This is a genomic window from Streptomyces sp. NPDC050416, from assembly GCF_044458845.1.
Taxonomy (GTDB): domain Bacteria; phylum Actinomycetota; class Actinomycetes; order Streptomycetales; family Streptomycetaceae; genus Streptomyces.
This window is the reverse complement of record NZ_JBITII010000004.1, coordinates 218,234-239,470: the sequence shown is the minus strand read 5'-3', so window position 1 is coordinate 239,470 and position 21,237 is coordinate 218,234. Positions and strand designations below refer to the sequence as shown.

Sequence of the window (21,237 nt, the reverse complement as noted above, 5' to 3'; positions counted from 1 at the left end):
GGACAGCTGTGCAGCCGAAGGAGCGATGCGGTGAACACCGAGCGACCCGACAACGACGACGACGCCAGGGAAGTGGGCGGCGCCGGATCCGCCGACGCCCCGGAGGTCGAGGAGCGGGGTTCGGCGGACACCCCTGAGGCCGTGAAGGCCACTGAGGCCACAGAGACCGACGAGGCTCCAGAGGCTCCTGAGGCTGCGGAGACCATCGAGACCGCCGAGGCCTCCGGGACGCCGGGTGATGACGTGCCGACTTCGAAGTCGGAGCCGGCGGACGACGCGCCCGCGGCGGCCGAGGAGACGGACCAGGCGCCCTCGGCGGCCGAAGAGACGGACGAAGACGCGGACCGAGACGCGGACCGTGCCTACTCCCAGGAAACCGGCGGCCCGGCCCCGGAAGCACCCGAGGAAACGCCCCCCGCCCCCGAAGGCGACGTGCCCCGCGACGAGGAGCACCCGGTCCGTCCCGGCGGTGGGCGGTCGCGGACGCCCGCGATCATCGCCTCCGTCGCCGCCGCCGTACTGCTGATCGGCGGTGGCGGGGCCTGGCTCGCGGCCAACGCCTCGGGCGGCTCCGGTGGTGGTGGCGGTTCGACGCCGGGCGCGCCCGCCGGGGACGGCACTCCCCCGCCGCTCGCGCTCGACGGGTACTCGGAATCGACGTCGGGCGGTGGCAACGGTATCGCGCCCGGTGAGCCGAACCCCTACGGCGCCACCTACCGGGTCGACGGCCCGCTCCCGGACGGTCCCGGCGAAGCCCCGGTGTACCGGGCGCGGGGCGAGGTCACCAAGGAGGACGTGGCCCGGCTGGCGAAGACCCTCGGGGTCGAGGGGACTGCGGTGGCGCAGGGCGAGGCCTGGAAGGTCGGGGCGGGTCAGGACGGTTCGGGGCCGAGCCTCCAGGTGAACAGGCAGGCGCCGGGAGCCTGGACCTTCAGCCGGTACGCCCCGGGCACCGACAACTGCAAGGGGACCGACACCTGCACCGCTCCGCAGCACGGCGGCAACCCGGTGAGCGAGGCGGAGGCCGAGAAGGCCGCGGCGCCCGTGCTGAAGGCGTTGGGTCAGGACGACGCGAAGCTCGACGCGAGCCAGGTCATGGGCGCCCAGCGGGTGGTGAACGCCGCTCCCGAGGTCGGCGGACTGCCGACGCACGGCTGGACGACCGGGGTCACGGTCGGCGCGGACGGCGAGGTCGTCGGCGGCAGCGGTCAGCTGAAGACGCCGGTGAAGGGCGACACGTATCCCGTGGTCGGTGCCGGGGAGGCGTTGAAGCTGATGGAAAAGCGGCCGACGGGTGACCACCGCATGGGCATCGGCGGCTGCGCGAGCCCCGTGCCGCTGAAGGACCGGCTGGAGCAGCCCTGCGGGTCGTCGGCGAGCGGCGCTCCCGCGCAGGACGCGGTGACGGTGCGGAACGCGGTGTTCGGGTTGGCCTCGCACTTCGTGGACGGGCGGCAGGCGCTGGTGCCGTCCTGGCTGTTCGAGGTGACGGCGCCGGGCGCGAAGGACCCGTTCACGGTGACGTACCCGGCGGTCGACCCGAAGTACCTGGCCTCCGCTGCTCCGAGCGAGCCGGGCGGGCCGAGCGACGAGCCGACGTCGGCTCCCGAGCCGCGTGACGTGAAGGTGGACGGCTACCGGGCCGAGGGTTCGGAGCTGACCGTGACCTTCACGGGCGGGGTGTGCTCCGACTACGACGTGAAGGCGAGCGAGAGCGGGGACGAGGTGAAGGTCACGGTGACCTCGACCCCGTGGCAGGGCAAGGTCTGCATCATGATCGCGAAGCAGTTCCAGAAGACCGTGCAGCTGGACGAGCCGCTCGGCGACCGCGCGGTCGTGGGCTCGGACGGCAAGGGCGTCCCGCTGGCCAGGGAGGGCGCACGACTGCCGGCTCCCCCGACGCACGCGCGGTAGTACGGCACAGCGCGAAGGCGGCGGTCCCCTATGAGGGGGCCGCCGCCTTCGTCATGTCCGCGGCCGCGGGAAGCGGCTCGGCGGGCTCAGCTGAAGGAGTCGCCGCAGGCGCAGGAGCCCGTCGCGTTCGGGTTGTCGATCGTGAAGCCCTGCTTCTCGATCGTGTCCACGAAGTCGATCGTGGCGCCGCCCAGGTAGGGGGCGCTCATGCGGTCGGTGACGACCTTCACACCGCCGAAGTCCTTCTCGACGTCACCGTCGAGGGAACGCTCGTCGAAGAAGAGCTGGTAGCGCAGGCCGGAGCAGCCGCCGGGCTGGACGGCGACGCGCAGCGCGAGGTCGTCGCGGCCTTCCTGGTCGAGCAGGGTCCTGACCTTGTCCGCGGCGGCGTCGGTCAGGATGATGCCGTCGCTGACGGTGGTGGTCTCGTCCGATACGGACATCTACATCTCTCCCGGGTTGTACGGAGACTGCTTGCCGACGGGTGCAACCGGCGGGGCCGCGGATTCATTCCGGGCCGGGCGCTCGATCTCGGCTCCTCTTCATGCTCGCACACGCGCCCGGAACCGGAAAACGGCTCTTTCCCGGCGTTCCCGGGAATGAACGGCGGCTCACCGGGATTCATGTCACACAGACGCTATGGCCATCGTCAAAGTGACGTGAAGCGGTTATGATAAATAGCGTCAAATCGACGAAAAGTCGCGGAACAGAAAGGGTGCGTGTCGTGACCACCGCCCAAACCCAGGAGCTCGACGTACAGCCGACGCCCCTCGCCCTGCTGCTCCTCGGCCGTGAGGCCGACCCGAAGAGCGAGCGGGGCGTGGAGTGTCCAGGCGACCTGCCCTCGCCGTCCGACCCGGACCTGGTGGAGCGCGCCCGCAAGGCGAAGGAGAAGCTCGGGGACAAGGTCTTCGTGCTCGGCCACCACTACCAGCGCGACGAGGTCATCCAGTTCGCCGACGTCACGGGGGACTCCTTCAAGCTGGCCCGGGACGCGGCGGCGCGTCCGGAGGCCGAGTACATCGTGTTCTGCGGTGTGCACTTCATGGCGGAGTCCGCGGACATCCTGACGTCCGACGACCAGAAGGTCGTCCTGCCCGACCTCGCCGCCGGCTGCTCGATGGCCGACATGGCGACGGCCGAGCAGGTCGCCGAGTGCTGGGACGTGCTGACCGAGGCCGGGATAGCCGAGCAGGTCGTGCCCGTCTCGTACATGAACTCGTCCGCCGACATCAAGGCGTTCACGGGCAAGCACGGCGGCACGATCTGCACCTCCTCGAACGCCAAGCGGGCCCTGGACTGGGCCTTCGAGCAGGGCGAGAAGGTCCTCTTCCTGCCGGACCAGCACCTCGGCCGCAACACCGCCGTGCGGGACATGGGCATGTCCCTGGAGGACTGCGTCGTCTACAACCCGCACAAGCCGAACGGCGGGCTGACGGCCGACGAGCTGCGCGCCGCGAAGATGATCCTGTGGCGCGGCCACTGCTCGGTGCACGGCCGCTTCAGCCTGGACTCGGTGAACGACGTGCGCGAGCGCATCCCGGGCGTGAACGTCCTGGTCCACCCCGAGTGCAAGCACGAGGTCGTGGCCGCGGCGGACTACGTCGGCTCGACGGAGTACATCATCAAGGCCCTGGAGGCCGCCCCGGCCGGCTCCAAGTGGGCCATCGGCACGGAGCTGAACCTGGTCCGCCGCCTGGCGAACCGTTTCGCGCCCGAAGGAAAGGAGATCGTCTTCCTCGACAAGACGGTCTGCTTCTGCTCGACCATGAACCGCATCGACCTCCCCCACCTGGTCTGGACCCTGGAGTCGCTGGCCGAGGGCAACCTGGTCAACCGCATCGAGGTGGACAAGGAGACCGAGGCGTTCGCGAAGCTGGCGCTGGAGCGGATGCTGGCGCTGCCGTAGACGGACACCGGGCGTAGGGGCGTGGCGGGGCCCGGCCACTCGACTGGTCGGCCTCGCCCCGCCGGTCTTCCCGACGTCATGCCCCTGATAGCTGTCAGTAGACCGGGCTCTGAGGACTGGACGCAGCCCGGTCCAGTCCGGTGAATTCGGCGAGCAGCGCCTCACATCTGTCGGCGCCGCCGAGGTTGGACCACAGCGGTGCCTCGTCCACACCGTGCTCGGAGGGGCTGCCGATCAGTTCTTCGTATGCCGTGAGCGCCGCACGTCGGCAGGCCACCGACTCGGTCAGAGCGGAGAAGCTGCCCGTAGCGTCCGCCACCGAGTCAAGAGCGGACGCGAGGGCGCTGAACGCGAGCACCCGGTCCGGTTGCCCGGGCCCCACCAGGTCAACGGCGGTGCGGAGGAGCTCGAGTGCCTCGTCGAGATGGTCTGGTTCACTCGTGGCGTCGTGCAGGGCAAGCAGCGCGTTGACCATGTTGATCAGGATGTTGGCCCGGGTCGCGGAGTCGTCCGTCGCCTGCGCGAGAGCCGAGCGGGCGACGTGCAGCGCCTCCTGCAGAGTCGCGGGGTTGCCCGTGAAGTCGTAGAGCGTCCTCAGCCCGTAGGAGAGGTTCGACAGGCAGGTCGCCCGATGGCCGGGGGCCACTACGGCGTTCGCGGTGGACCGGAGGAGTTCCACCGACCGGTCCAGGACGTCCCTCGCACCGGTCACCTGGAACTCTTCCAGTAGGTCCAGGGCGAAGTCGTGCGGTTCCAGATGGGATTCCTCCGCACGCGACCGTTCGTACGCGGTCCGCAGCTCCGCGGGAACGGCTTCCGGGTCTTCCTGATGGACGGGATGCAGGAGTTCCGCGGCGAGGGCGAGATACTGGCGATCGATGCCCTGCGGCAGGACCAGGTAGCGCTGCCAGCACAGCCGGCCTGTGGCGCGCAGCACGTCGAGATCCGCGCCCCCTTCGGAGACGAGATCCAGGAGAACGTCCAGCGCCGCGGATGCTTCGCTCGACAGGACGACGGATGGATCCGAGGACCGTTCAAACATTCCTGGGTGTCGATCATCACCTGTTCCACCGCCACTCGCGCCACCCAGTAGCGCTCCAGGTCCGCGGGGGTACCGGTCGCCGCCCGCGCGGCGAGGATCTCCAGTTCCTGGACGGCCCGCAGGTAGCGGTCGGTGTGCGTGAGGGCGTCTTCGACGCGCAGCCCGGGCAGCGGCACCGGCCGGAGCTCGTTCGGCGTGAGGACGAGGGCGTCACAGGTCCACCGGCTGGCGTTGAGCATCACGACGGGGCCGCCCGCCGCCGACGACAACAAGCTGGAGAGGCCGGTGGGACGCATGAAGTCACGGAAGCCGGGCCGCTCCCGGATCTCGTCGAGCAGTGCCACTCATTGCGCCGCCAGCGCCGTCCTGCGCAGGGCGCGATCCGAGGGCGTGGCCGGATCGTCAGCCACCATGGGCGTCACCCTGTCCTGGTTGAGACTCTGCAGCCGCGCACATCACGCTCCTCCTAGGGTCCGATGTGAATGTACGAGGCCCACGTGGCGAGGGGCGCCGGGTTCGCGCCGGCACGGAGTTCGGTGATGGCGTCATGCAGCGCCACGGCTGCTTCGGAGGGGTTCTGGCCAAGACCGGAGTAGACCGCACGAGCCACCTGCGGGGCGATCGGGTCACGAACGGACCAGAGGGTGCCGATGACCTGCCGGTAACCGGCCATGTGAAAGGCCGCCGCCACATGCATGGCCTCATCGGCGACATCGACGCGGCCGCGCGCCGTATGGCAGGCGGACAGGAAGGCCAGCTCCGCGCCCGCAACCGGCTCGGCGGCGATGTCGAGGACCGAGAGGCGGCCGTCGCCGAGCACGATGCCGCTCCGCGTCGGGTCGGCGGGATCGTGTGTTCCGTGACAGGCGAAGTGAGCCCAGGGGTGGTGCCGCATCGCCGCCTTCACCCGGTCGCACCGGGCCTGATCGTCCTGGAGCACGAGAAGGTCGTCGCCGAGTTGCTCTCGCAACGTCTCCAACTCCCGGGGAACGGCGGGCAGATCCCCCAATGCCTCGTCCGCCGACTGCGGAGTACGGCTCATCCCGACCGCGAGTACCCGGCGGCTCCCCGGGGCGGCAGGTGGCCGGGAGCGCGCGTGGATCAGCGATCCGAGGGTCGGTGTGTACGAAGAGATGACACGGTCGGCCGTCGTGGGGCCACCCGGGTGGTGCCCGGCCGCGTGCAACGGCAGCAGTCCGAGCGGGCCCGTCGGGCACCACCAGATCCTCGGCAGCCCGGGCTCCGCCGCCGAGTCACGGGGGAACACGGTGTCGAGCACGGGTGCGACGATCTGGTCCCACAGCCACTCGGTCGTCGCCAGCAGGGTCTGCCGAGAGTGGATCAGCCACTCGGGATCCACTGGGCCCGCACCCGTGCCGGCCGTTGCCTGGACGAAGGCATGCGCCCGATGAAGCACCTCCTCGAAGTCAAGCGTCGGCAGCGGTACCACCAGCACCTCGTCCCGGCCCGGACGCACCACGAGCGCGTCACAGCGGTATCGGCTGACGTTGACGACGACCACCGGCCCTCCGTCCGCGGCCCGCTGGAGTTCGGCGAACCGGGGGATGCGCAGAAAGGTGTCGAAGCCGGGCAGCGTCCGGATCCGTTCGAGGAACTCGGCGTGCCGCTCGGCCAGCCGGAGCCGCTCGGCCAGCGCTGCGGGAGCGTACTGCGAGGCTTGCTCGCCGAGGTCACGCGTCGAGGTGTCGTCGAAGTGCACGACGTTCAGGTCGAGGAGTCGGCAGACCTCGTTGAACTCCTCGGCGAGGCGGGGGTGTTGCTCGCTCAGGGCGTGCCAGTCACCGCGGGTCTCCATGAGATGCGCCCAGAGCACCGACCGGCCTTGCTCCAGCAGCCGTAAAGCCTGTTCCGGGGCACCCCGCATGAGGGCTGCCGCGGCGGCGTCGCTCGCCAGCCCCGGGAACCGGCCCAACTGATACAGCTGGGAGAAGCGGTCCAGCCCTCGCCAGGCGAGTCGCGGCACGAGTTCCTCGATGGCGATGCGATAGCTCTCGGCCGCGTCGGCCTGCCCGCCCCGCATGCACAGATCAGCGTGCGCCACACGTGCGCTCAGGCGCAGGTTGGTGGGTGCCCACGCCTGGTCGGCAACCTGCTGGAAGGTCTGCACCGCCTGGCGCAGAAACCGCGGGTCGCCATCGTGGTCGAACCGTGCCCGCAGCGCCTGGGCGAAGTTGAAACGCAGGCGTGAGGCGACCGGGCTGTCCTGGGAAGCGGAGTCCAGGCAGGCCCGGAACACTGAGAGGGCCTCGTCCAGAGCGCCCTGATCATTCCTCCGGTGGAAGCGTTTCATCAGACTGTGCGCAAGGTTGGACTGGCGCCCCGGCAGGTCCGGATGCCGCGCCGGGGTGGCCTCCACCGCGGCCCGGGCGGCCCGGATCGCCTCGTCGCCTCGTTCGGCGTCTGCGCCGTAATCAGACCAGAGGCTCAGCGCGGTAGCGAGGTTGGCCAGGTAGGTATGGTGCGCGGGGTCGTCGTCTTCCGCGCACTCCACCGCCTTACGAGCAAGGAAGACCGCCGTCTGCGCCATGTCGGACGCACCCGTGACCTCGGCCTGCAGGCGTGCGGTGACCGAGTTGTTGGACAGCACTGTCGCGTTGTCCATCCCACCGGTCTGTATCGCGGTCATCCCGTGCAGCAGCGCGGCACGCAGGTCGTCTCGACTACCGGTGCGCTCGTAACGCATGCGCAGCGCGATCATCAGATCGGTGAAGATCATCGCCCGGCTGGGATGATCGACGGGAGTCTCTTCGGACGCCCGCTGCCCCGCCTCGATCGCCCGGTCGAGGTCGTCGCCCGCGCCTGTGGCCGCGTGGCGGACGCGCAAGGCGGCGGCCAAGTTGCCGATGTGCACGGGCCGTTCCTGGTGCCGGGGCGCTGTCGTGGCGACGGCGGCCCCGGTCAGTCTGATCGCCTCGTCGATGTCGCTGATGTCTCCGTACCTTGCGAACCGGGCCCGGTAGCGAACGCCGAGAGCGGCCAGGAGGTCGGGTTGGTCCGGCGCGGCCCGGGCAAGGCCGATCGCACGGTCGAAGTCGGCGGGGTCGCCCCGGCGGTCCCATCGTTCGAGGAGGAGCACGCCCAGGGACGCCGACACCGCGGGCGCCAGGTCACCGACGGAGGGCATGTCCAAGGCGCCCTGGAGTGATGCTAGTCCGTCCTCCAGGTCGTCCTCGCTGTGCGTACGGTGGTAACGGCCCGTCAGCATGACACCGAGATTCCATGCGAACTGGATGCGATGTGAGTGGTCCGGGCCGCCCGCCTCGATCGCCTCTCGCATGACGAGGATCCCGGCATCACTGTCGGCGAGGTCTTCGGACAGGGCGAACCGCTGGTGAAGCGCGGCACCGAGATATCCCAGGCAAAGACACCTTGCTTCACCCGTGGCCATGGCGACCGCCCGACGACCGATGGCAACGGCCCGGTCGGCGTCCTCGAGTCTGTTCGTACGCTGTGCCCGAAGTGTCGTCATCGAGCAGACGTTCGCGAGGTAGGTGGCCCTCTCGAGTGGGGTGCCGGCCGCGTCGGATGCCTGCTGGAACAGGTCGATGGCGGCGTCGAGCGGGCCGAGGTCGCCGCTGCGGAAATGGCTGACGAACAGGTGCATGGCCCGCTCTGCCAACTCCTGCGGACTGTCCCGTAGTCGCTGCTCCCGGAACACCGCCTCCAGCTCGGCCGGGACCAGGTCCGGCCGTGTCGCTCGGACCAGCTCGAACAGGCTGAACGCGATCCGGTAGTCGCTGTCTCGCGTCCCAGGCGGCACCTGAGCGCTATGGCGGGCCCAGTGCAACGAGGCGACCACATGGACCACTTCCACCTCGTACGGAGGGCCGGCCGACTGCATGAGTCCGCTTGCCTCGTTCACCGCTCGGTCATCCAGCACCTGGCTGTGGTCTCCGGCGGCGAACGCGCGCAGACGCCGGCGCAGCGCCCCCATCAAGTCGTCCCTCAGCGTGGCAACTCCTCGCGCCTGGATGTGGGAACCCGCTGACAGTGCGCGAGGCCCACTCGTAGGCTAGCCACCTTTGGCGGCAACATGTGATGTTCTGCAAAAACAGGTGGGTAATGGACGAACCAGAGGCTCGCGCCCTGCTCTGCCGACTTCTTCCGAGCCTGCGGGCGAGGGCGGAGACCGGGCGCTGGACCGGCAGACTCGAGACGATCCTCACCTCCGTGCGGGACGGAGGTTCGGCGACGGAGGCTCTCACGAGGCTCGGCTTCGAATCGCCGGCGGGCGAAACACGTGGCGCCGAGCGAGGCGGCCCCGGCCCTCACGCCCTCTGGGGCGGTAGCCCGGCAGAGGTCACCGGTGCGTACGTGTGTCCGGGGACGCCCCCTTGCAGGAGGCGCAGCGGACGGGACACCGACGGCAGGCCACCGGTGTGCGGCCTCCGTGACGTCCTCATGACCTTCCGCGAGTCATGAACACGTTCCTGGCCGAGCTGAGCAAGAAGCTGGCCGAACGCTGGTTGTCACTGCTCGTTCTACCGGGCCTGCTCTTCCTGGGCACGGCGTGGGTGGCCAGAGCACTCGGTCACCGGGATGCGCTGAACCACCGGACCGCGCTCACCCACGCGGCGGAACAGGCACAAGCACTCAACGGCAAGCCGGTTCAGGTGGGCGCCCTGGCGGTGGCCGTCCTGTTGGGTGCCGCGGCGGTCGGGCTCCTGGCCAACGCCTTGGCGACGCCGGTCGAGCACCTGTGGCTCGGTCGGTGGAGGGTGCCGTTCCGCCCGGCACCCACGGAGCCGCGCACCTGGATCGGCAAGCGCATGGCCCTTCTGGACAAGCGGATCAGGGCGCAGTACTTCGGGCTGCAGATCTCGCTCGCATGGCCGCGTCTGTGGCTCGTGCTGGAGGAGGACATGCGCAAGGCCGTCGGCACGCTGCAGGAGCGGATCGGATCGACGTGCACGCTGGCCGGCTGGGGCCTGCTCTATCTCCTCCTCGGGATCGACTGGTGGCCCGCGGCCCTCGTGGGCATCGGCGTTCTCGCGACTGCCTGGCGCCGTGGACGGGAGGCCGTACACGGCTACGCGTCGTTGGTCGAGGCAGTCGTCGATGTCCATCAGACCGACCTGGCGACCGCGCTGGGTGTGGATCTGCCGCAAGGCGTCATCACGGCTGCCGAGGCAGCCAAGATCAACGAACGTCTGGACAAGGGCCTGCCCGAACTCCCCTAGTCACTGCCGGGCCCTGACCGCTTGCGTGAACGAACCGGGCCCGCACTTCCGTGCGGGCCCGGCACACCACAGCTGGTCGGTCGGCTACACCCCCGCCGGCTCCGGCTCCTCCGTCTCCGTGCGCTGGGCCGGAAGGCCCTTCTTCGCCGCCCGCTTCTTCGCCCGGCGCTCCTTGCGGAGCTCGACCATCGCGTACAGCGTGGGCACCAGCAGCAGCGTCAGCAGGGTCGACGTCACCAGGCCGCCGATCACGACCACGGCCAGCGGCTGGGCGATGAAGCCGCCCTCGCCGGTGATGCCGAGGGCCATCGGGAGCAGGGCGAAGATCGTCGCCAGGGCCGTCATGAGGATCGGGCGCAGTCGGTGCCGGCCGCCCTCGATCACGGCCTCGACGACTCCGTAGCCCTGCTTGCGGTACTGGTTGATCAGGTCGATCAGCACGATCGCGTTCGTCACCACGATGCCGATCAGCATCAGCATGCCGATCATCGCGGGGACGCCCATCGGCGTGCCGGTGGCCACCAGCAGGCCGATCGCGCCGGTGGCCGCGAACGGGATGGAGACGAGCAGGATCAGCGGCTGGACCAGGGACCGGAAGGTACCGACCAGCAGCATGAAGACGATCGCGATGGCCGCCAGCATCGCCAGGCCCAGGTTGGCGAACGCCTCGTCCTGGTCCTCGGAGACACCGCCGATCGACGCGGTGGCGCCGTCGGGGAGCTTCAGCGCGTTGATCTTCGACTGGAGCTTGGTGCTCACCGCGCCCGTGTTGTCGCCGGTCGGCTTCGCGGTGATGGTGGCCGCGCGCTGGCCGTCGATGCGGGTCATGGAGACCGGGCCGTCGACCAGCTTGACCGTCGCGATGTCGCCGAGCTTCACCGGGCCGAGGCGCAGGTCCTGGAGCTGCTTCAGGGTCGTCGCGGGCTTCGCCGAGCGGATGACGACGTCGCGCTCGGTGTCGTCCAGGACCGCCTTGGCGGCGTTGGTGCCGCGGACGGCCTGGGCGACGGCGGCGCCGAGGGTCTGGTCGTTGAAGCCGGCCGCGGCGGCCTTGTCGTTGGCCTTCACGGAGATCCGGGGCACGCTGGTCGCCAGGTCGCTGGTGACGTCCGTGACGTCGTCGAGCGAGGCGACCGTCTTGCGGACCTCCTCGGACGCGGTACGCAGGACGTCGGCGTCGGCGGCCTTCACGACCACGCTGAGGTCCTGGGCGCCGAAGCCGTCACCGGCGGAGATGGTGGTCGTGCCGATGCCCCTCAGCCCGGCCAGACCCTTCTCGATGCGGTCCTGGACGTCCTCGTACGACGCCGAGTCGTCCAGCATCACCTGGTACGAGGCCTGGTTGGTGTCCGTGCCGCCGCCGAAGGCCGCCATGAAGCCGGACGAGCCGACCGTGACCTGGTAGTCCTTCACGCCCTTGGTGCCGTCGAGGAGCCGCTCGACCTTCTTGGCCTGGGCGTCGGTCGCCTCCAGGCTGGTGCCGGGCTTCAGCTCCTGCTTGACGGTGAGGACCTCGACCTCGCCCTGGTCGAAGAAGTTCGTCTTCAGCAGGGGCGCCATGCCGAACGTGCCGACCAGCACGACGATCGCGAGGGCGACGCTGGTGAGCCGGCGGCGGGTCGCGAAGCGCAGGACCGGGACGTAGAGGCGCTGCAGGCGGCTCTTGGCCTCCTTCTCCTCGGCGAGCCGGCGGGCCTCGTCCGCGTCCTCCGGGGTGCCCTTCGGGGGCCGCAGGAACCAGTACGACAGCACCGGGACGACCGTCAGGGAGACGAGCAGGGACGCCAGCAGCGCGGCCGTGACGGTGAGGCTGAAGGAGCCGAACAGCTCGCCCACCATGCCGCCGACGAGGCCGATCGGCAGGAACACGGCGACCGTGGTGAGCGTCGAGGACGTCACCGCGCCCGCGACCTCGCGCACGGCGTTGAGGATGGCCGAGTGGCGCTCCTCGCCGTAGCCGAGGTGCCGCTTGATGTTCTCCAGGACCACGATCGAGTCGTCGACGACCCGGCCGATGGCGATGGTCAGCGCGCCCAGCGTGAGGACGTTCAGCGACAGATCGCGCGTCCACAGCACGATCAGGGCGAGGACGACGGACAGCGGGATGGACACCGCCGTCACGAGGGTCGAGCGGATCGAGGCCAGGAAGACCAGGATCACCAGGACCGCGAAGAGCAGACCGAGCGCGCCCTCGGTGGTCAGGCCCTTGATGGACTTCGACACGGCCGGGCCCTGGTCGCTGACGACCGTGAGGGTCGCGCCGGAGCCGAGGTCCCCCCGCAGGTCGGGCAGCTTGTCCTGGACGGCGTCGGAGATGGCGACCGCGCTGCCGTCGCGGTCCATGGTGACGGCGACGGAGAGGCTGGGCTTGCCGTCGGTGCGGGTGATGGAGTCGGCCGGGGCCTCCTGCTGCTTCACCTTGGCGACGTCACCGAGGCGCACCGGCTTGCCCTTGCCGGGCTCGCCCGTGACCATCAGGTCCTGGATCTGCTTCAGCGAGGTGAAGCCGCCGCCGACCTGGACGGTGCGGTTGGCGCCGCCCTCGTCGAAGGAGCCGGCCGGGACGGTCGCGCCGCCCGCCTGGAGCGCCTGGGCGAGGGACTGCGAGGTGAGGCCCGCCTTCGCGAGCTTCGCGTCGTCGGGCGTGACGGCGACCTGGAGGTCGCGCACACCGTCGACGGTGACCTGGCCGACGCCGTCGATGCTCTTCAGGTCCGGCACGACGGTCTTGTCGAGCTGGTCGGCCAGGGCCTGCTGGTCCCGGTCGGAGGTGACGGCGAGGACGACGGTCGGCATGTCGTCCGTGGAGCCGGCGACGACCTGCGGGTCCACGTCGTCCGGGAGCTGGACGCGGGCCCGGTTGACGGCCTGCTGCACATCGGCGACGAGCTGCTCGGTGCCGTTGCCGTAGTCGAAGGACGCCATGATCACGGCGTTGCCCTCGGTGGCGGTGGAGGTCACGCCGCTGATGCCGTCGACGGCTTCGAGGCTGTCCTCGATGGGCTCGACGACCTGCTTCTCGACCACGTCCGGGGACGCGCCCTGGTAGGGCGCCAGCACGGACACCATGGGCAGTTCGATGGTGGGCAGCAGCTGCTGCTTGAGCTGGGGTATCGCGATCGCCCCGAAGACGAGCGCGATGATCGACATCAGCCCTATCAGGGCCCGTTGCGCGAGGCTGAATCTCGACAGCCAGGACATGGGTCAGGGTCTCTCTTCTGTTTAGCGGCAGAAGCGGCATCGGGCGCGCAGATGAGCGCCCGCCCTTACACCCTGAGCCATCGCCGGGCCCGATCCGTAGGCCCCAAGTCCCGTTCCTTACACGGCGCATACTCCGGCCGCAGTACGCCGGAGCAGAGCTCACTCCACCCTTGGACGGACCAGGCCGGACTCGTAGGCGATGACCACCAGCTGGGCCCGGTCCCGGGCGCCCAGCTTCGCCATGGCCCGGTTGACGTGCGTCTTCACCGTCAGCGGGCTGACCTCCAGCCGCTCGGCGATCTCGTCGTTGGAGTGGCCGCCCGCGACCTGGACCAGCACCTCGCGCTCCCGGACGGTGAGCGAGTCGAGCCGCTCGCCGCGGGCCGGGTCGCGGTCGTCGTCGGCCGGGTCCTCCTGGGCGAGGAAGCGGGAGATCAGGCCGGTGGTGGCCGCCGGGGACAGCAGGGCCTGGCCGCCGGCCGCGATGCGGATGGCGTTCAGCAGTTCCTCGGGTTCGGAGCCCTTGCCGAGGAAGCCGGAGGCGCCGGCGCGCAGCGACTGCACGACGTAGTCGTCGACCTCGAACGTCGTCAGGATGACCACCCGGACGTCCGCGAGGTCGGGATCGGCGCTGATCATGCGGGTCGCCGCGAGACCGTCGGTGCCGGGCATCCGGATGTCCATGAGGACGACGTCGGCGCGCTGCTCCTTCGTCATCCGCACCGCCTCCAGGCCGTCGGAGGCCTCGCCCACCACCTCCATGTCGGGCTCGGAGTCGACGAGTACGCGAAAGGCGCTGCGCAGCAGCGCCTGGTCGTCGGCGAGCAGGACACGGATCGTCATGCGGGGTCCTCCCCGGGTGTGCGGTTCTTGACCGGCAGGATCGCATGGACGCGGAAACCGCCGCCGTAGCGGGGACCGGTGGTGAGGGTGCCGCGCAGGGCGGTGACGCGTTCGCGCATGCCGAGCAGTCCGTGCCCGCCGCCGCTGCCCGGGGTGTCGCCCTCGCCGCTGCCGTCGTCGAGGACGGTGATCTCGATGTTCGGTCCGACCCGTACGACGCTGACCTCGGCCTTGGCCTGCGGCCCGGCGTGCTTCTGCACGTTGGTGAGGGCCTCCTGGATGATCCGGTAGGCGGCCAGGTCGACGGCCGCGGGAAGGGTGGTGCCCTGGTCGGCGCGGGCGACCTCGATGTGCAGGCCGGCGTTGCGGAAGGTGCCGGTGAGTTCGTCGAGGCGGTCCAGGCAGGGGGCGGGTTCGGTGGGGGCCTCGGGGTCGCCGGACTGTCTGAGCAGCCCGACGGTGGCGCGGAGTTCGTTGAGGGCGGAGCGGCTGGCCTCCCGGACGTGGGCGAGGGCCTCCTTGGCCTGGTCGGGGCGCTTGTCCATGACGTGCGCGGCGACGCCGGCCTGGACGTTGACCAGGGCGATGTGGTGGGCGACGACGTCGTGCAGATCGCGGGCGATGCGCAGGCGCTCCTCGGCGACCCGGCGGCGGGCCTCCTCCTCGCGGGTGCGTTCGGCGCGTTCGGCGCGTTCGCGGATGGCCTGGACGAAGGCGCGGCGGCTGCGGACGGCGTCGCCGGCGGTGGCGCCGATGCCGGTCCAGGCGAAGATCGCGAGGTTCTCCTGGGCGTACCAGGGCAGGCTGCCGGCGGCCATGGCGGAGCCGGTCAGCACGGTCATGGTGAGCAGGCCGACGCGCCAGGTGGTGGGGCGGTCGGTGGTGGAGGCGACGGTGTACAGGGCGATGACCGCGGACATGGCGACGGGGGCGCGGGGGTCGCCGGTGACGGATTCGATGACGGAGACGGCGCCGGTGAGGGCCAGGACGGTCATCGGGGCGCGGCGGCGGAAGACCAGGGCGGCGGCGCCGAGGGTGATGAGGACGAGGCCGAGGGTGTCGGGGGTGCGCAGGGCCCAGCTGACGCTGTCGCGGTGGCGGGGTTCTACGAACGAGCCGGCGACCATGCAGACCAGGACGGCTGCGGCCAGGACGGCGTCCATGGCCAGGGGATGTGCCTTTGCCTGGCATTTGGCCCGCTGGAGGGTGCTCACGGGGGTTCACGGTAGCCGGGGTGGGTGTGCGGGGGTATGGGGGCCAGGGTCGGAAGGCCGGTTGTGACGTGCTCGGCGTGGGAGCTCAGGGCGGGTGGGTGCGCAACCCGGCGGTGCGGGGTGCCGCCGCGCCCACCCGTGCCGCCCTGGGGGCACCTCCCAGGCCCTTAAGGCACTGAGGGAGGCACGACTGCCCGCAGCTAAGTCCGTCAGCCCGGAATCAGGCCGTCGTCGCTCAGGAGTTCCCTGACCTCCTCCAGCGTCGCGTCCGGAGAGGGCAGGATCAGTTCCGAGGGTTCCAGGGAATCGTCGGGGAGGGGTTCGCCCAGGTCTCGGACCCTGGTCAGCAGGGCCTGGAGGGTGCGGCGGAAGCCGGGGCCGTCGCCGTTCTCCATCTCCGCCAGGAGCTCGTCGTCCAGCTTGTTCAGTTCGGCGAGGTGGCTGTCCGCCAGCCTCACCTGGCCCTCCCCCATGATCCGTACGATCATGTCGCCCTCCTAGGCGTGGGCCCCTACTGCTTGTCGAAGCGCGGGGTGTCCTGCGGCTGCTGCTGGGACTGCTGCCGGCTCGTGCCACCTTCGAGGGCCTGCTGCCCACCGCTCGAACCTCCGGCCAGCTCGGCCTTCATCCGCTGCAGTTCCAGCTCTACATCCGTACCACCGGAGAGCCGGTCCAGCTCGGCCTGGATGTCGTCCTTGTGCATCCCGGACTGGTCGTCGAGGGCACCGGAGGCGAGCAGCTCGTCGATCGCGCCGGCGCGGGCCTGGAGCTGGGCCGTCTTGTCCTCGGCGCGCTGAATGGCCAGGCCGACGTCGCCCATCTCCTCGGAGATGCCGGAGAAGGCCTCGCCGATCCGGGTCTGCGCCTGGGCCGCCGTGTACGTCGCCTTGATCGTCTCCTTCTTCGTACGGAAGGCGTCGACCTTGGCCTGGAGCCGCTGGGCCGCGAGAGTGAGCTTCTCCTCCTCGCCCTGCAGCGTCGCGTGCTGGGTCTCCAGGTCGGTCACCTGCTGCTGGAGGGCGGCACGGCGGGACAGCGCTTCGCGGGCCAGATCCTCACGGCCCAGCGCGAGCGCCTTGCGGCCCTGGTCCTCCAGCTTGGTGGACTGGGACTGCAACTGGTTGAGCTGGAGTTCCAGGCGCTTGCGCGAGGTCGCCACGTCGGCGACGCCACGGCGGACCTTCTGGAGCAGTTCCAGCTGCTTCTGGTACGAGTAATCGAGGGTCTCGCGCGGGTCCTCGGCCCGGTCAAGGGCCTTGTTCGCCTTCGCGCGGAAGATCATCCCCATACGCTTCATGACACCGCTCATGGGCTTCGCGCGCCCCCTTCTGACCGACTCCGGCTCCAGCACCTGCGACAGAACCCACAGTACGGGCCCTGCATCCATTACCGCACTGTTCGGGGACGGATGCGCTCATCCCCAAGGACGACTGAGCACGCTCCCGCTCCGGCGTAGGGAGTAGGTGGTCCCCGGGGTAACCCGGGATACCCCGGGTAACGGAGTCGCACGTCCCGGGAACGACCGGGTGCGTACACAACGTCCCCTCTGTCCCCTTACAGACGACTGGTGTTGCCGGATCGTTCCCCGCGGGACTGGGGTCCATGCCCGGGAAGCCCGTACCCTTGGGTTTTGTGTTCCGTAGCCGTTCGAAGGATGAGAAGGCCCAGGCCGCCGACAAGGCGCCGGTGAACTTCTCCAAGCAGCCCCGCGACCCGCAGGCCCCGAAGGGCAGGCCCACGCCCAAGCGCAGTGAGGCCCAGTCCCAGCGCCGCAGCGTCGCCAACACGTCGATGACGCGGAAGGAGGCGGCCAAGCGGCAGCGCGAGGAGCGCCGCAGCGCGCTGGAGCGGCAGCGCCAGGCGCTGGCGAGCGGCGACGAGCGGTACCTTCCCGCGCGTGACAAGGGACCGGTCCGCCGGTTCGCGCGCGACTTCGTCGACTCGCGGTTCAACATCGCGGAGTTCTTCCTGCCGATGGCCGTCGTCATCCTCGTGCTGAGCATGGTGCGGGTGGCCGCGCTCCAGAACATCGCGCTGCTGCTGTGGCTCGTGGTGATCGTGCTGATCGTGCTCGACTCGTTCGTCACGGCGTTCCGCCTGAAGAAGCAGCTGAACGAGCGCTTCGCGAACGAGAACAAGCGCGGTGCGGTCGCCTACGCCCTGATGCGTTCTCTCCAGATGCGCCGGCTCCGGCTGCCGAAGCCGCAGGTCAAGCGCGGAGAGCGGCCCTGACCGCGACGTCGTTCTCCGGGGGTGCGGCGGATGCCTGGCTGGACAAGCTGGGCGGGCTGCGCGATGTCGTCCGGCAGGAGCTGGTGGCCCGGCAGCTGGACGAGCAGATAGTCGGGCGGTTCCCGGTGGGGCAGCGGCTGCGGGTGCTCGACGTGGGAATGGGCCAGGGCACGCAGGCACTGCGGCTGGCCCGGGCCGGGCACCAGGTGACCGGCCTCGAGCAGGACGCGAAGATGATCGCCGTTGCCCGGGAGTCCCTCGCCGGGGAGCCGGAGGGCATCCGGGAGCGGATGCGGATCATCGAGGGCGACGGCCGGGACACCGGCGTGCACTTCCTGCCGGGCAGTTTCGACGTGGTCCTGTGCCACGGCGTCCTGATGTACGTGGAGGAGCCCGACCCGCTGCTGGCGGGCCTGGCCCGGATGCTCGCGCCCGGCGGGCTGCTGTCCCTGCTCGTGCGCAACGGGGACGCGCTGGCGATCCGGCCGGGCCTGTCCGGCGACTGGGCGGGCGCGCTGGCCGCGTTCGACACGACCGCCTACCGCAACCGCCTGGGGCTGGACGTACGGGCGGACCGGCTCAAGGACCTGACGTCGACGCTCGCCGGGATCGGGGCGCCGCTGCACGCCTGGTACGGGGTGCGCGTGTTCACGGACACGGCGGCGGACGGCGCCGAGGTCCCGGCCGACGTGGAGACACTGCTCGCGGTGGAGGAGAAGGCCGGGCGGACGGATCCGTACCGCGGTGTGGCGGCGCTGCTGCACCTGTGCGGCGTGCGCGGCTGACAGCGCCTGGGGGGCGGGGGCCGTCGGCCCCCGCCCGGGCTCACGCGTCGGCCGCGTGCAGGCTCATCGGCCCGTAGATCTCCGTGGCGTCCTCGAACAGCCGCACCTGGTCGGCACCGCCTTCCTTCAGGGCCTTCCAGTGCTCCCCGATCCAGGACTCGGCGTCCCCCTGGGTGGGGAACTCCTCCGGCGGCACCGCGGGCTGGACCTCCGTCCCGTCGGTCTTCTCGAACCGCCACGTCCATGCCGCCATGTACGCCTCCCATGTGTGTGAGCACACTGCACAGCGGAAGCCGGATCTTGGTCCGGCTCCTGACCAGAGCCTATGCGCTCCGCTGGGTTGGGCGGGATATGTGGTCGGGGGTGCACGTCAGTGGGCGCGTGCGGGTTGTGGTGGGCTTGTCGCGCCCGCGCGGCGGAGCCGCAAGTTGATACGGCCCGCGCCCCTTGGGGCGTCTCCGGCACGCATGTCGCATGCTCACGGGTGAGAATCGGGGCGTGGAACTGACTCTGCTCGGTACTGGCGCCCCCGCGGGGCTTCCCCGCCCCGACTGTCCCTGCGCGGCCTGTGCGGCTGCCCTCGGGCCCGACGCGCGGGCGGCCACCGCGCTGCTCCTGGACGGGGCGCTGCTGCTCGACCTGACGCCCGGGGCCGCCTTCGCGGCGGCGCGGGCGGGGCGTTCCCTGACCGGCGTGCGGCAGGTGCTGCTGTCGCATCCGCACGACGGGCCGGCGGTCGAGGTGCCGGCCGGGCTGCCGCAACCCGGACGGGTGCCGGACGGGCGGGAGTTGACGCTGCTGACGGGACATCGGGTGCGGGCGGTGGCGATGGACGCGCCCGGCACGGGGTACGAGGTGACCGGGCCGGAGGGGCAGCGGCTGCTGTACCTGCCGCCCGGCGGGGCGCCGGCGGGGCTGGAGGGGCCGGCCGAGTCGTACGACATGGTGCTCGTGGACGTCGTGGGGCGGCCGGACGCGCTGGCGAAGCTGCGGGCGGTGGGGGCGGTGGGGCCGACGACCGATGTGGTCGCCGTCCATCTGGACCACGACGTGCCGCCCGGGCCGGAGCTGGGGCGGCGGCTCGCGGCGGCCGGGGCGCGGGCCGTGCCGGACGGGACGACGCTGGCGGTGGGGACGTACGAGGACGTGCCGGACCTGCCGCGGCGGACGCTGGTGCTGGGCGGGGCGCGGTCGGGGAAGTCGGTGGAGGCCGAGCGGAGGCTGGAGGCCTTTCCGGACGTGCTGTACGTGGCGACGGGCGGGTCGCGGAACGGGGACACCGAGTGGTCGGCACGGGTGGCCGCGCACCGGGAGCGGCGGCCGGGGTCGTGGCAGACGGTCGAGACGTGCGATCTGGTGCCGTTGCTGGAGGCGGAGGGGCCGCCGTTGCTCATCGACTGTCTGTCGTTGTGGCTGACGGACGCGATGGACGCGGCGGGGGCGTGGGACGACGCGGTGTGGGCGGAGCGGGGGGAGAAGGTGTTGCGGGAGCGGGTGCGGGAGTTGACGGAGGCGGTGCGGTCGACTCGGCGGACCGTTGTCGCCGTGTCGAACGAGGTCGGGTCGGGGATCGTGCCGTCGACTGCGTCGGGGCGGCGGTACCGGGATGAACTCGGGCGGTTGAACGCGGGGTTCGCGCACGAGTGTGAGCATGTGTTGCTGGTGGTGGCGGGGCAGGCTGTGGTGCTGCGGGGGTGAACGGTGCGCGGCGTCTGGGCTGGGGCCTGGTGGGTGCGCAGCCCGGCGGAGCGGGGTGCCGCTGCGCCCACCCGTGCCGCCTGGGGGCACCTCCCAGGCCCTTAAGGCACTAGGGGAGGCACGATTGCCCGCAGCTAGCTAGGTCTGCTTGCAAGCGATCAAGCGGTACGTGTTTGCGAAGCGGGTGCGGCGAGCGATCGGGGCCAGGAGGTGGTCCGCTGCCGATGCCAGGAGCACCAAAGGCATGCCCGCCCGAAGCAGGGCCTCACGGAGGTGTTGGTGGGCCAGGGGTGGGGGGATCGCGCGCCACGGGGTGTAGGGGGCGGGGAGGGCGTGGGAGAGGGCCAGGGCCGTGGCGCCGGAGAGGTCGTGGGGGATGTGGACGGGGCGGTGGTCCAGGAGGGCGATCGTGCAGCCGGCCGTCTCCAGTTCCGCGCGGAGGTTGTGCGCGGGGAGCAGGTGCAGATGGCGCGGCTGGTCGTAGGCGAGCCACCAGCGGCCCAGGAGCGCGGCGAACAGGCTGCGGGGGTTCAGGGTCTCGATGAGCAGGTGGCCGCCGGGGCGCAGGACGTCGAGGGCGGCGTGGAGTTCCGCGCGGGGGTCGGGGGTGCCCTCCAGGTGGTGGAGCATGCTGACCACGTCGTAGCGGGCGCGCAGGGGTGCTGAGATCCGGGGGTCCGTCAGACGGCCCACGTGGGACTCCTCGACGCGGTCGGCCGAGCGGGCGCGGACCACGCGCGGGGTGTGGTCCAGGCCGTCGAACGAGGTGTACGGGAAGAACTCCCGGGCCGCGACGGGGAAGCGGGCGTGGCCGGTGCCCACGTCCAGCCAGCTCTCCGGCTCCCCGAACCGCAGCATCGCGCGGGCGGCCGAGCGGTGGCGGAACCGGCCGGCGCGCAGCGCGAGGAGGGTGTCGGCCGCGACGTCCCGGGGCGCTCCGCGCACCGTCCGGTGGTAGAGCGCGAGGCCCTCGAACGTGAGGCGGGGGTTCTGGAAGGTGTGGCCGCAGTCCCGGCACTCGTCGACGGTGAAGCTGCCCGGGTTGTAGCGACGCAGGTCACCGGTGCGCAGCCGGTTCCGCAGCCGGGCGGAGCCGCACCAGGGGCAGTCCTCGCGGCGCGGTTCGTGGACCCGTGTGGTCGCTTGGGGAGTGGGGAGTGCGGAGGGGGTGGGATGTGCGGGCATGGGCGGCTCCCGG

Annotated in this window: 16 protein-coding genes; 6 read left to right on the top strand and 10 right to left on the bottom strand. The window is 71.0% G+C overall.

Annotated elements, in window-relative coordinates; genetic code table 11:
- Window positions 1-30: 30 nt before the first annotated feature.
- Window positions 31-1,914, top strand: coding sequence for a hypothetical protein (locus tag ACIBL4_RS14360; protein WP_399409758.1), 1,884 nt, complete (start codon window positions 31-33; stop codon window positions 1,912-1,914).
- 86 nt (window positions 1,915-2,000) lie between these two features.
- On the opposite strand, the gene ACIBL4_RS14355 is transcribed toward ACIBL4_RS14360, so the two are convergent.
- Entirely contained in the window at window positions 2,001-2,357 is a 357-nt protein-coding gene (locus ACIBL4_RS14355; protein WP_086851802.1) for an iron-sulfur cluster assembly accessory protein, read from the bottom strand.
- 281 nt (window positions 2,358-2,638) lie between these two features.
- On the opposite strand from ACIBL4_RS14355, the gene nadA reads away from it, so the two are divergent.
- Window positions 2,639-3,823: a quinolinate synthase NadA gene (nadA, locus tag ACIBL4_RS14350; RefSeq protein WP_356924417.1), complete on the top strand. Its 1,185-nt coding sequence runs from the start codon at window positions 2,639-2,641 to the stop codon at window positions 3,821-3,823.
- Window positions 3,824-3,917: 94 nt separating this feature from the next.
- Here the strand turns inward: nadA and ACIBL4_RS14345 are convergent, their stop codons facing one another.
- Both ACIBL4_RS14345 and ACIBL4_RS14340 read right to left on the bottom strand, forming a co-directional pair.
- Entirely contained in the window at window positions 3,918-4,865 is a 948-nt protein-coding gene (locus tag ACIBL4_RS14345) for a hypothetical protein (protein WP_399409755.1), read from the bottom strand.
- A gap of 466 nt (window positions 4,866-5,331) precedes the next feature.
- Window positions 5,332-8,820 carry a CHAT domain-containing protein gene (locus ACIBL4_RS14340; protein WP_399409753.1) on the bottom strand — a complete coding sequence of 1,163 codons (3,489 nt, stop codon included), beginning with the start codon at window positions 8,818-8,820 and terminating at the stop codon, window positions 5,332-5,334.
- Between the two features lie 484 nt (window positions 8,821-9,304).
- Here ACIBL4_RS14340 and ACIBL4_RS14335 point away from each other — a divergent pair, with 484 nt between their 5' ends.
- A complete protein-coding gene (locus tag ACIBL4_RS14335) occupies window positions 9,305-10,066 on the top strand; it encodes a hypothetical protein (RefSeq protein WP_399409751.1) in 762 nt (253 codons plus the stop codon).
- 84 nt (window positions 10,067-10,150) lie between these two features.
- On the opposite strand, the gene ACIBL4_RS14330 is transcribed toward ACIBL4_RS14335, so the two are convergent.
- From ACIBL4_RS14330 to ACIBL4_RS14310, 5 genes are all read right to left on the bottom strand, one after another.
- Window positions 10,151-13,267 (bottom strand): efflux RND transporter permease subunit, encoded by a 3,117-nt coding sequence (locus tag ACIBL4_RS14330; RefSeq protein ID WP_399409749.1) that lies wholly within the window; start codon window positions 13,265-13,267, stop codon window positions 10,151-10,153.
- A gap of 159 nt (window positions 13,268-13,426) precedes the next feature.
- Window positions 13,427-14,110, bottom strand: a complete 684-nt coding sequence (locus tag ACIBL4_RS14325; protein ID WP_399409747.1) for a response regulator — start codon at window positions 14,108-14,110, stop codon at window positions 13,427-13,429.
- Window positions 14,107-15,324, bottom strand: a complete 1,218-nt coding sequence (locus ACIBL4_RS14320) for a sensor histidine kinase (RefSeq protein ID WP_399409745.1) — start codon at window positions 15,322-15,324, stop codon at window positions 14,107-14,109. The genes ACIBL4_RS14325 and ACIBL4_RS14320 overlap by 4 nt, the downstream gene beginning before the upstream one ends.
- Window positions 15,325-15,533: 209 nt before the next feature.
- On the bottom strand, window positions 15,534-15,812 hold the full coding sequence (locus ACIBL4_RS14315; RefSeq protein ID WP_399409743.1) for a hypothetical protein: 279 nt from the start codon (window positions 15,810-15,812) through the stop codon (window positions 15,534-15,536).
- 23 nt (window positions 15,813-15,835) lie between these two features.
- Window positions 15,836-16,621: a PspA/IM30 family protein gene (locus ACIBL4_RS14310; protein ID WP_399409741.1), complete on the bottom strand. Its 786-nt coding sequence runs from the start codon at window positions 16,619-16,621 to the stop codon at window positions 15,836-15,838.
- A gap of 335 nt (window positions 16,622-16,956) precedes the next feature.
- On the opposite strand from ACIBL4_RS14310, the gene ACIBL4_RS14305 reads away from it, so the two are divergent.
- Window positions 16,957-17,556 carry a DUF3043 domain-containing protein gene (locus ACIBL4_RS14305; RefSeq protein ID WP_356924403.1) on the top strand — a complete coding sequence of 200 codons (600 nt, stop codon included), beginning with the start codon at window positions 16,957-16,959 and terminating at the stop codon, window positions 17,554-17,556.
- Between the two features lie 83 nt (window positions 17,557-17,639).
- Entirely contained in the window at window positions 17,640-18,341 is a 702-nt protein-coding gene (locus ACIBL4_RS14300) for a methyltransferase domain-containing protein (RefSeq protein ID WP_356924402.1), read from the top strand.
- A gap of 40 nt (window positions 18,342-18,381) precedes the next feature.
- Here ACIBL4_RS14300 and ACIBL4_RS14295 read toward each other — a convergent pair whose 3' ends face one another.
- Window positions 18,382-18,594, bottom strand: coding sequence for a hypothetical protein (locus tag ACIBL4_RS14295; protein ID WP_306967594.1), 213 nt, complete (start codon window positions 18,592-18,594; stop codon window positions 18,382-18,384).
- Window positions 18,595-18,839: 245 nt separating this feature from the next.
- Between ACIBL4_RS14295 and ACIBL4_RS14290 the strand changes: the two genes are divergently transcribed.
- On the top strand, window positions 18,840-20,039 hold the full coding sequence (locus ACIBL4_RS14290; protein ID WP_399409738.1) for a bifunctional adenosylcobinamide kinase/adenosylcobinamide-phosphate guanylyltransferase: 1,200 nt from the start codon (window positions 18,840-18,842) through the stop codon (window positions 20,037-20,039).
- Between the two features lie 138 nt (window positions 20,040-20,177).
- Here ACIBL4_RS14290 and ACIBL4_RS14285 read toward each other — a convergent pair whose 3' ends face one another.
- The gene (locus ACIBL4_RS14285; protein WP_399409736.1) at window positions 20,178-21,224 is read right to left on the bottom strand and encodes a class I SAM-dependent methyltransferase; all 1,047 of its coding nucleotides are present in this window, start codon (window positions 21,222-21,224) and stop codon (window positions 20,178-20,180) included.
- Window positions 21,225-21,237: the final 13 nt, after the last annotated feature.

What these genes read in the sequence shown, in the direction of transcription:
- ACIBL4_RS14355 (WP_086851802.1), bottom strand. Translation starts at nt 2,357, where the DNA reads ATGTCCGTATCGGACGAGACCACCACCGTCAGCGACGGCATCATCCTG.
- ACIBL4_RS14345 (WP_399409755.1), bottom strand. Translation starts at nt 4,865, where the DNA reads ATGTTTGAACGGTCCTCGGATCCATCCGTCGTCCTGTCGAGCGAAGCA.
- ACIBL4_RS14340 (WP_399409753.1), bottom strand. Translation starts at nt 8,820, where the DNA reads ATGGGGGCGCTGCGCCGGCGTCTGCGCGCGTTCGCCGCCGGAGACCAC.
- ACIBL4_RS14335 (WP_399409751.1), top strand. Translation starts at nt 9,305, where the DNA reads ATGAACACGTTCCTGGCCGAGCTGAGCAAGAAGCTGGCCGAACGCTGG.
- ACIBL4_RS14330 (WP_399409749.1), bottom strand. Translation starts at nt 13,267, where the DNA reads ATGTCCTGGCTGTCGAGATTCAGCCTCGCGCAACGGGCCCTGATAGGG.
- ACIBL4_RS14325 (WP_399409747.1), bottom strand. Translation starts at nt 14,110, where the DNA reads ATGACGATCCGTGTCCTGCTCGCCGACGACCAGGCGCTGCTGCGCAGC.
- ACIBL4_RS14315 (WP_399409743.1), bottom strand. Translation starts at nt 15,812, where the DNA reads ATGATCGTACGGATCATGGGGGAGGGCCAGGTGAGGCTGGCGGACAGC.
- ACIBL4_RS14310 (WP_399409741.1), bottom strand. Translation starts at nt 16,621, where the DNA reads ATGAAGCGTATGGGGATGATCTTCCGCGCGAAGGCGAACAAGGCCCTT.
- ACIBL4_RS14295 (WP_306967594.1), bottom strand. Translation starts at nt 18,594, where the DNA reads ATGGCGGCATGGACGTGGCGGTTCGAGAAGACCGACGGGACGGAGGTC.
- ACIBL4_RS14285 (WP_399409736.1), bottom strand. Translation starts at nt 21,224, where the DNA reads ATGCCCGCACATCCCACCCCCTCCGCACTCCCCACTCCCCAAGCGACC.